The sequence below is a fragment of the Burkholderia sp. Ac-20384 genome, assembly GCF_017104605.1.
GTDB classification, from domain to species: domain Bacteria; phylum Pseudomonadota; class Gammaproteobacteria; order Burkholderiales; family Burkholderiaceae; genus Burkholderia; species Burkholderia lata.
On sequence record NZ_JAAGPE010000336.1, the window covers coordinates 1 to 9,010 of the forward strand.

A 9,010-nucleotide genomic window follows, 5' to 3' on the forward strand; every position below is an offset into this window, starting at 1 on the left:
TCCCGAACCGCGCGAGCTGCCGCCGCCCAGGCCGCCCGTCAGCGTGCCGAGCAGGCCCGTGATCGGAGCGAGCGGGTTGCTGCCGCCCGTGCCGCTGCTGGAGCTGCCCGCGTTGTTGTCGTGGACGAGGCCGCCGGTGGACGTCACCGTGTTGCCGAGCTGCGCCACGACGCCGCCGAGACCGGCGCCGAGCGGGTTGTCGGTTGCGCCGCCGACCTTCGTGCCGGCGCTGGCGAGGCCGTTGCCGAGCGCGCTCAGCAGGCCGTTGAGCGGCGTGCCGAGCAGCGTGACACCGCCGAGCGTCTGCGTGGCGCCCGGCGTCGTGACACCGCCGGTCAGCGTGTTCGTGATCGGGTTGATCACCTTGCCAACCTGCGTTTCGAGCTGCTGGACCGGCGAGCTGTTCAGCGCCGTGTTGAGGCCCGATGCGGTCGAATTGACGGCGCCGCCGACGGTGTTGACGAGATCGCCGACGAGCGTCGTGACCGGCGACAGCGGCGACAGCGGGCCGGAGCCGAGGCTCTTCACCGCGTTGCCGAGATTGTTGACCGCGCCGCCGGCGCCGGTCAGCAGGCCAGTGGTCGACGTCAGCGTCGGTCCGAGCGGGTTGGCCGACACGCCGATCGAGCCGAGGCCGGCCGCGACGCCGTTGCCGAGTGCCTGCACGCCGTTGCCGAGGCTCGTGACCGCGTTGCCGACGCTGGTGGCCGTCGTCGGGTTCGTGCCGGGGATCTGCACGCCGCCGATCTGGCCGCCGCCGTTCGCGACCGCCGTGCCGACTGCCGTCACGAGGTTGCCGGATTTCTGGAGGACATTGCCGAGGGGGGTGACGCCGGTGCCGGAGGTGCCCGACGTACCGGAAGTGCCCGAGGTACCCGACGTACCCGAGGTACCCGACGTACCTGACGTACCCGAGGTGCCAGAAGTACCCGACGTGCCGGAAGTGCCCGAGGTACCGGAAGTGCCCGACGTTCCGGAGGTGCCTGACGTACCGGAAGTACCCGACGTACCGGAAGTACCCGAGGTGCCGGACGTACCCGACGTACCGGACGTACCCGACGTCCCGGAAGTCGTACCCGACGTGCCGGAAGATCCCGAGGTACCAGAAGAACCCGATGTACCGGAAGAACCCGACGTCCCCGAAGTCCCCGAGCTGCCGCCCGTCCCTGACGTGCTCGGCTTGATCGTCGGCGGCGTCGTCGGTCCATCGACCGAGCCGCAGCCATAGAGTGCGAGCAGCGACGAGACGGCCATCGTTACCGTCGTCTTCTTGAAGAGTTTGTGCATGTTGGCCTCGACATTGGAAGTGTGTCCAAGCCTCCTCTGCAAATTCCGCGCCACGACAGCATTCCCGAAACGGTGGCGCGCTTTATTGCAGGAATCGGGAATATACGCGCGATTTAAACGGAGTTCCGGCGCTTTCGCGCGACGGGCACGCAGGGTGCGCCGGCGTGGCGGTTGCGATGTTCCCGAAAGCCGCCGTAACGCGCGGCGCGATGTTACGTAGCGTTCGATATCGCGTGACGCGGGCGGCCGCGAACCGAGGGCCACATCTTTGACGAAACTGGCCGGCCCGATGAACATGGCGCGACATCCCCGGCTGCCGACGATGCCGCCGCGGCCACGACTCCACACAGGACACGGACATGAGCGAACAGGACAGGGAATACGGCAAGGCGCGACGCATCGACGTGATGGGCGAAGCGTTCGTCGAGCGCGCGATGCGCGACCTCGACGGTTTTTCGCGCCCGCTGCAGAACTGGCTGAACGAGCACGCGTGGGGCAGCACGTGGCAGCGGGGCGGGATCGACCTGAAGACGCGCAGCCTGTGCACGTGCGCGATGCTGGCGGCGCTTGGCCGCAGCACTGAATTGAAGGGTCACATTCGCGGCGCGCTCAACAACGGCGCGAGCCTCGTCGAGATCCGCGAGGTGTTGCTGCACAGCGCGCTGTACGCGGGCGCGCCGGCTGCGGTCGAGGCGTTCCGCAGCGCACGGGAGGTGATCTCGGATCTAGGGCTGTCGGTGCCCGACGACGAAGCCTGATTCCGCCGCAGCACCGGCGGCACGCCACGGAATCAGGCCCGGTTACGCGGTCGCGGCTTACGCGATGCGTGCCGCCGGTGCGGCCACCTCGACCGGCGCGGCAGCGACTTCGAGCAGCCAGTCGGCCGTCGCTTCCGGAATCGTGACCGGCAGCATGTGCCCGCCCTCGACGACCTTCAGCCGCACGCGCGCCGACTTTTTCGCGAGCGCTTCGCCGTGCTCGCGCCAGTTCAGGATCGGATCGGCGCGGCCGTACAGCACGTCGACCGGCAGCGCGAGGTCCGGGTAGCGGCGCTCCATCGCGGGCAAGTCGACCGGTGCCGACAGCAGGTCGGTCGCGGTCGCGTAGAACACGTGCGGGCGCATCCCGAGCAGTCCACCGCCCTTGACCGGGAAGTCGCGCGGCACGTCTTCCGGCGCGAACACCTGGCGCACGGCCTTGCGGCCGGTCAGGATCGTCAGAGGAATCGCGAAGGTCCACGACACGAAGCGGCGCACCAGCGGCGAAGGCAGCATCAGCGGCTTGAACGGCGCCGGCGGCTCGCTCTGCTCGTGCGACAGCGGCGCGATCAGCGCGAGCCGGCTCACGCGGTCCGTATGGTTGAGGCCGACCGCGAGCGCGATCGCGCCACCGAGCGAGTGGCCGACCAGCACCGGCTTGTCGAGCTGCAGCGCGTCGATGAACGCGGCGACCGTGCGGGCCTGCGCGAACACGTTCGCCTGCGAGCCCGCGCCGCGGAGCGAGCGGCCGGCGCCCGGCCGGTCGATGAGGATCACGCGATGCTGCTGCGCGAGCCGCGCGAGCGGCAGGTACGCGAAGTTGCGCAGTTGCCCCGCGAGCCCGTGGACGAACACGATCGGCGGGCCGTTGCCGTATTCGACGTAGTGGATGCGGTCGCCGCCGATGTCGACGAAGCGGCCTTCGGGCGGAAACGCGCGCGTCACGCGGCGGGCCACGTAACCGGTAAACAGCGCGAGCGCGGCGAGCACCGCGACGACGCCGAGCAGCACGTTCTGGATCAGATGGAGCGTATGGGTCATGTCGGCCTCAGCGGGTTTCGAGTGCGGGTTCGGCAACCGGCGTCGTGGCGGCCGGGCCGGCTTTCGCGCGGCGTTCGAACTGCATTGCCGAATCGGCGAGTCCGCTGAACTTCAGCGATGCGAGATCGAGTACGTAGTTCTGGTGGAACTTCCACGGCTTGCTATGCCCCTGCTTCGGCAGGATGCCGGCCGCGCGCTGGATGTAGCCCGAGCTCAGGTTGACGGCCGGCACGTTGCCGGGATCGCCGGTGCCGAGCCGCGGCACGCAGGTGTCGTAGCCGTTCGCGCGCATGTGGTTGAGGAGCCGGCACACGTAGCGCGCGATCAGCTCGGCCTTCAGCGTCCACGACGCATTCGTGTAGCCGAACGACGACGCGAGGTTCGGTACGTCGCTGTACATCATCCCCTTGTACGACACGGTGTCCGGCAGGTCGACCGCGCGGCCGTCGACGGTGACGCGTGCGCCGCCGAGCATCTTCACCTTCAGCCCGGTCGCGGTGACGATCACGTCCGCGTCGAGCTGCTGGCCGCTCTTCAGCTTGAGGCCGGTCGGCGTGAAGCGGTCGATCTCGTCGGTGACGATCGACGCGCGGCCCGATCGGATCGACTTGAACAGGTCGCCGTTCGGCACCAGGCACACGCGCTGGTCCCACGGCATGTAGCGCGGCGTCAGGTGCTTCGCGACGTCGAAGCCGGGGCCGACCTGTTTGCTGGCCGCGCGGATGATGAACTTTTTCGTCTGGTCGGGCTTGCGGCGCGACACGTTGTACAGGTACATCGTCAGCAGCACGTTCTTCACGCGCACGAGCCGGTGCGCGAGCCGCGACGGCAGCACGCGGCGCAACGCGTTCGCGATATTGTCGCGGGCGGGCAGCGACACGATGTAGGTCGGCGAGCGCTGCAGCATCGTCACGTGCTGCGCATCGGCCGCCATCGACGGCACGAGCGTGACGGCCGTCGCGCCGCTGCCGATCACGACCACGCGCCGGTTCGCGTACGACAGGTCCTTCGGCCAGTGCTGCGGATGCACGAGCTTGCCTTCGAACGTGTCCATCCCCGCCCAGTCGGGCAGGTAGCCGGCGTCATAGTCGTAGTAGCCACTGCACATGAACAGGAAGCGGCAGGTGTACACGAGCGTGTCGGTCGCGCCGTCACGCGTGCGCTCGATGCGCACCGTCCAGCGTGCGCGGTTCGAATCCCAGTCGGCCGCGACCACCTTCTGGCCGTAGCGAATCGTCTTGTCGATGCCGTATGCGCGTGCGGTGTCGCGGATGTAGTCGAGGATCGTCTGGCCGTCCGAGATCGCCTTGTCGCTGTGCCACGGCCGGAAGCTGTAGCCGAGCGTGAACATGTCGGAATCCGAACGGACGCCCGGATAGCGGAACAGGTCCCAGGTGCCGCCGATCGCGTCGCGCGCCTCGACGATCGCCACGCTGGCATACGGGCAGCGCTGCTTCAGGTGATAGGCCGCGCCGATGCCGGACAGGCCGGCGCCGACGATCAGCACGTCGAGGTCGTAACTGTCGCCACGGGCGTCGGGAGCGGGCGGCGCGGCGCGCCGGTCGGTCGTCGTCGAGGTCATGCGAGGTCCTTGGTCGGCGTGGTCGGGAGCGCGGCCGGGGTATCGGCGCGTTCAAGGTTGCGGGCACGGGCGCGGCGTACGTGGCGCAGCATCAGCCACTGGTAGCCGGCGCCGAGCAGGCGCGCGATCCGGTCAAGCCGACGCGCGTCGGCGCCGACGAGCACGCGGCGCGCATTGCGCTCGACCCCCGCGAGGATCTGCCGCGCGGCGTCGTCGGCCGTCGTCGCGTTGATCAGGCGGTTGGCCTGGCGACGATGAGTCGCTTCGTCCTGGCCGGTGAGCGCATGGATGCTGGTATCGACGCGGCCTGCGTCGACGATGTTCGTCGCGACGCCGCCCGGATGCACGCAGGTCGCGCTCACCGGCGCGCCGTCGAGTTCGAGCTCCATCCGCAGCGCCTCGGTAAAGCCGCGCACCGCGAACTTGGTCGCGTTGTACGCGCTTTGGGTGGGCATTGCGACGAGGCCGAACAGGCTCGACGTGTTGACGATGTGCCCGTCGCCCGATGCGCGCAGATGCGGCAGGAATGCCTGGGTGCCGTGCACGACGCCCCAGAAGTTGATGCCGACGATCCACTCGAGATCGGCGATGCGCGCGGTCTCGGCGCTGGCGGCCAGCGACACGCCCGCGTTGTTGAAGACCAGGTTGACCTTGCCGTGCTCGGCGCGCACGAAATCGGCCCACGCGAACACCGCATCGCGGTCGGACACGTCGAGCCGCCGCGTGCTCACGCGCACGCCGTGCTGCGCGCAGGCGGCCGCCGTGCCGGCGAGCCCGACGTCGTTGACGTCGCTCAGTGCGACCTCGCAGCCGCGCCGCGCGAGCTCGACCGCGAGGCTGCGGCCCATGCCCGAACCGGCGCCCGTGATCGCGGCGACCTTGCCGGAAAACCCGTTCATCCGTTGCTCCTCCCGTTCCGCTTGCACTGCGCCGGTGGCGCGTCTAATGTGGTGTTGTTCGTCACCACTTTAGTTTTCGGGTGTCCTGATGTCAAATAGCGGAATGGAGAAAGCACTCGAAACGGAAAAAAGGGGCCGGTCGTATGGCGGCGTGGCGCCCGAGGTGCGGGCCGCGGAGCGGCGCGATGCACTGATCCGCGCGGCGACGCGCGTGTTCGGCACGGTCGGATTCCGCAAGGCGACCGTGCGGTCGATCTGCCAGGAAGCGAAGCTGAACGATCGCTATTTTTATGCGGCGTTCGAGAGCACCGAGGATTTGCTGCGCTGCACCTACCTGCATCATGCGCAGCAGCTGCACGAAGCGGTCGCGCGGGCGGTGGCCGAGCGCGGCGGCGATCTGCGCGACAGCGTCGATGCGGGGCTCGCCGCGTTCTTCGCGTTCCTGCGCGACCCGTGCGCGGCGCGCGTGCTGCTGCTCGAGGTGATGGGCGTGAGCGCGGACACCGACATGACCTACCAGCGCATGCTGATCGACTTCGGCAAGCTGATCATGGCGATCGGCGCGCCGCGCGAAGCGGCGACGCCCGCGGAGCGCACCGAGCAGCGGCTGATCGGGCTCGCGCTCGTCGGCGCGATGACGAACGTCGGCGCGGCGTGGCTGCTCACCGAATATCGCGATCCGGAGGCGCAGATGGTCGCGAGTTGCAGGAAGGTGCTGTTGGGGACGCTGCGGGAGGCGGGGTAGATTCGCGGGAACGGGGCCGGTTGCCCGCGATCACGCATGCCGATAATCGATAACAAGGAACCTATGCAAGCACGAAACCGATGGTTGCGCCGCATGACGTCGGCAGGGATGGCTGTTTCTGTCCTGGGGCTGACGGGCTGCGGCTGCTGGCCGTTCAGCGAGTCCACGACTTACGAAACCGTGTGGAAATCGCAGACTTTCGCGGCGAAATTCAAGAACCGGGACCAGGAAGGGGATCGATGCCGCGATGCGATCTACACGCGACACCTCAAGGACGCCATTGCGGCGTGCAAGAACGGGGAATATGAAAAGATCCGCAACGTCATTACCGGTGAGCCCGTGAAGCTCAGCCTGGCCAAGGCGACTTGCGAAGAGGTGCAGGACGAACTGGATCATGGCCTGCCTACCGGGTTTGACCAGCGGATCTTCAATCTGAAGCCGCTGCCCGACGAGTACGAAGCGTGCATGGCCGACAGCGGATTCAAGCGCGAACAGGTCGAGAAGAAGGCGTGCTACGTCAAGTTCATGTGACAGGCTTGCTGTCTGGCGAGACTGGCGTCGGACCATGGCAGCGGCGAAGCGGAACTTGCCGTCATGGATGTCGGATCATGCGACGCGCATGAAGAGATTCGTCCTCGGCCCGCCGCGCCGCCTTCTTTCGCTAAGCAGGGCGTGAACGCTTCGCCATGGGCGCCCCCGCCGTCTCCCCGATCCTCGCCTTCATCGCCTCGACGAACGCCCGCACTTTCGGCGAAGGCAGCCGCGTCGACGGATACACCGCGTGAATCCCGGCCGGTGCCGAGCGCCACGCGGGCAGCAGCCGCACGAGCCGGCCGGCCGCGACGTCGTCGGCGGTCGAGAAATCCGTCAGCAGCCCGAAGCCGCCGCCCGCCAGCACGATCGCGCGGCACGCGGTGGCGGTGTTCGACACGACCTGCGCGACACAGCGCACGGAAGCGGTGCCGCCGTTCACGTCTTCGAGTTCGACCGTTTGCGGGCGCGGCAGCGTCGACAGCATCACGAACGGCAGCGCGGCGAGCGCATCCGGATCTTGCGGCCGCCCGTGGCGCGCGACGAACGCGGGGCTGGCGACCAGCCATTTCTCGTACGTGCCGAGCTGCACCGCCCGATAGTTCGAATCGGCGAGGCGGCCGATGCGGATCGCGACGTCGAGGTTGTCCGCGACGAGATCGACCACGCGGTCGTTCGCGACGAGTTCGACGTCGAGCCCCGGATGCCGGTCGCGCAGCGCGACGACGGCAGGCGCGACGACCAGCGCGCCATAGTCGATCGGCACGCTCACGCGCAGCGTGCCGCGCAGCGGCCCCGCGTCGGACGACACCGCGTCGAGCGCGCTTTCGGCGGCGCGCACGATGTCGCGGCACGCGTCGTAGAACGCCCGCCCCGCGTCGGTCACGCTCAGCCGCCGCGTCGTGCGCACCAGCAGGTTCGCCCCGATCTCGGATTCGAGGCGCTGCATGTGCGTGCTGACGACCGTCTTCGCCAGGCCGAGCCGCTCGGCCGCGGCTGTCAGCGAGCCGGCGTCGACCACCGCGACGAAGATCGCCAGGCGGTTCAGGTTCACGTCGCGCAGATCGGCCATCGTCGATTGTCCTATGAAAGCGGATAATGTTTCCTCGATTATCCGTCTTCTGGTGACGAACGGCGAGCGCTACGCTGCGGTTGTTCGTCGCCGATCCCCGGCGGCGCGAGATTCCGGAGTGTTTCCATGTCTGCCGCCAGCAAGCCTGCTTCGCCGATTCGTGTCTATTCGTTCCTGCTCTCGGGGCACGCCCATCGCGTCCGGTTGTTCCTGTCGCTGCTCGGCCTGCCGTCCGAGACCGTCGACGTCGATCTCGCCGCCGGCGCGCAGCGCGAACCGGCATTCCTCGCGCTCAATCCGCTCGGGCAGGTGCCCGTGATCGACGATGGCGGCACGGTGATCGCCGATTCGAACGCGATCCTCGTGTACCTCGCGAAGCGCTATGGCGACGCGCACTGGCTGCCCGACGACCCGGCCGGCGCGGCCGTCGTGCAGCGCTGGCTGTCGTATGCGGCCGGGCCGATCGCATCGGGGCCGGCCGCCGCGCGGCTCGTGACCGTGTTCGGCGCGAAACTCGACCAGGAGGCCGCCAAGCGCACGGCCGCGAAGGTGCTCGACGTGATCGACCAAGAGCTGGCCGGCAAGCCGTTTGCCGCCGGCGCACAGCCGACGATCGCGGATATCGCCGCGTATTCGTATATCGCACACGCGCCGGAGGGTGGCGTGTCGCTCGAGCCGTATCCGCACGTGCGTGCGTGGCTGGCGCGCATCGAGGCGCTGCCGGGCTTCGTCGCGATGCCGACGACGCGCGCGGGCCTGCTCGCCGCGTAACGCACACCGAAACCGGGCCTGCTCAGGGAGAACGCGATGAACACCCCGACCGCCGTCGTACCGGGCTGGGAACTCGACACTGCGCCGTTTCACGCGGGCGAACTCGCCGTGCAGCAGCGCGCGGGCGTGACGGAGGCTGCGGGTTCGGCCGGCCGACGCGGGATCCGGCGCTTCATGCCGGACCAGCACCGGACGTTTTTCGCGCAACTGCCGTTCTTCGTGCTCGGTGGCGTCGATGCGCACGGCCAGCCGTGGGCGACGCTGCGGGCCGGCGCGCCGGGGTTCGTGACGTCGCCCGACGCGCGCACGCTGCGCATCGCGGCG

10 protein-coding genes are annotated in these 9,010 nt (G+C 68.8%); 5 read left to right on the forward strand and 5 right to left on the reverse strand.

The genetic code is table 11. The features are described 5' to 3' along the window. On the reverse strand, positions 1-1,287 hold a 1,287-nt coding region (locus G3O00_RS36260; protein WP_206145879.1), incomplete at its 3' end, for a collagen-like triple helix repeat-containing protein. Positions 1,288-1,646: 359 nt separating this feature from the next. Between G3O00_RS36260 and G3O00_RS36265 the strand changes: the two genes are divergently transcribed. Further along, complete coding sequence (locus G3O00_RS36265) at positions 1,647-2,045, forward strand: carboxymuconolactone decarboxylase family protein (RefSeq protein ID WP_059521626.1); 399 nt, start codon at positions 1,647-1,649, stop codon at positions 2,043-2,045. Between the two features lie 57 nt (positions 2,046-2,102). Here the strand turns inward: G3O00_RS36265 and G3O00_RS36270 are convergent, their stop codons facing one another. The 3 genes from G3O00_RS36270 to G3O00_RS36280 are packed head-to-tail and all read right to left on the reverse strand — an operon-like array spanning position 2,103 to position 5,567. Beyond that, positions 2,103-3,086 (reverse strand): alpha/beta hydrolase, encoded by a 984-nt coding sequence (locus G3O00_RS36270; protein ID WP_206145880.1) that lies wholly within the window; start codon positions 3,084-3,086, stop codon positions 2,103-2,105. 7 nt (positions 3,087-3,093) lie between these two features. Continuing rightward, a complete protein-coding gene (locus G3O00_RS36275) occupies positions 3,094-4,668 on the reverse strand; it encodes an NAD(P)/FAD-dependent oxidoreductase (RefSeq protein WP_206145882.1) in 1,575 nt (524 codons plus the stop codon). Then, positions 4,665-5,567: an SDR family NAD(P)-dependent oxidoreductase gene (locus G3O00_RS36280; protein ID WP_011356036.1), complete on the reverse strand. Its 903-nt coding sequence runs from the start codon at positions 5,565-5,567 to the stop codon at positions 4,665-4,667. The genes G3O00_RS36275 and G3O00_RS36280 overlap by 4 nt, the downstream gene beginning before the upstream one ends. A gap of 103 nt (positions 5,568-5,670) precedes the next feature. On the opposite strand from G3O00_RS36280, the gene G3O00_RS36285 reads away from it, so the two are divergent. Both G3O00_RS36285 and G3O00_RS36290 read left to right on the forward strand, forming a co-directional pair. Next, on the forward strand, positions 5,671-6,312 hold the full coding sequence (locus tag G3O00_RS36285) for a TetR/AcrR family transcriptional regulator (protein ID WP_241025497.1): 642 nt from the start codon (positions 5,671-5,673) through the stop codon (positions 6,310-6,312). Positions 6,313-6,405: 93 nt separating this feature from the next. Further along, positions 6,406-6,843: a hypothetical protein gene (locus tag G3O00_RS36290; protein ID WP_241025498.1), complete on the forward strand. Its 438-nt coding sequence runs from the start codon at positions 6,406-6,408 to the stop codon at positions 6,841-6,843. 130 nt (positions 6,844-6,973) lie between these two features. On the opposite strand, the gene G3O00_RS36295 is transcribed toward G3O00_RS36290, so the two are convergent. Then, a complete protein-coding gene (locus G3O00_RS36295; RefSeq protein ID WP_206145887.1) occupies positions 6,974-7,915 on the reverse strand; it encodes a LysR family transcriptional regulator in 942 nt (313 codons plus the stop codon). Positions 7,916-8,041: 126 nt separating this feature from the next. Here G3O00_RS36295 and G3O00_RS36300 point away from each other — a divergent pair, with 126 nt between their 5' ends. Further along, complete coding sequence (locus tag G3O00_RS36300; protein ID WP_206145888.1) at positions 8,042-8,686, forward strand: glutathione S-transferase; 645 nt, start codon at positions 8,042-8,044, stop codon at positions 8,684-8,686. A gap of 36 nt (positions 8,687-8,722) precedes the next feature. Continuing rightward, positions 8,723-9,010, forward strand: a 288-nt coding sequence (locus G3O00_RS36305) for a pyridoxamine 5'-phosphate oxidase family protein (protein ID WP_206145889.1), incomplete at its 3' end; no start/stop codon positions are given.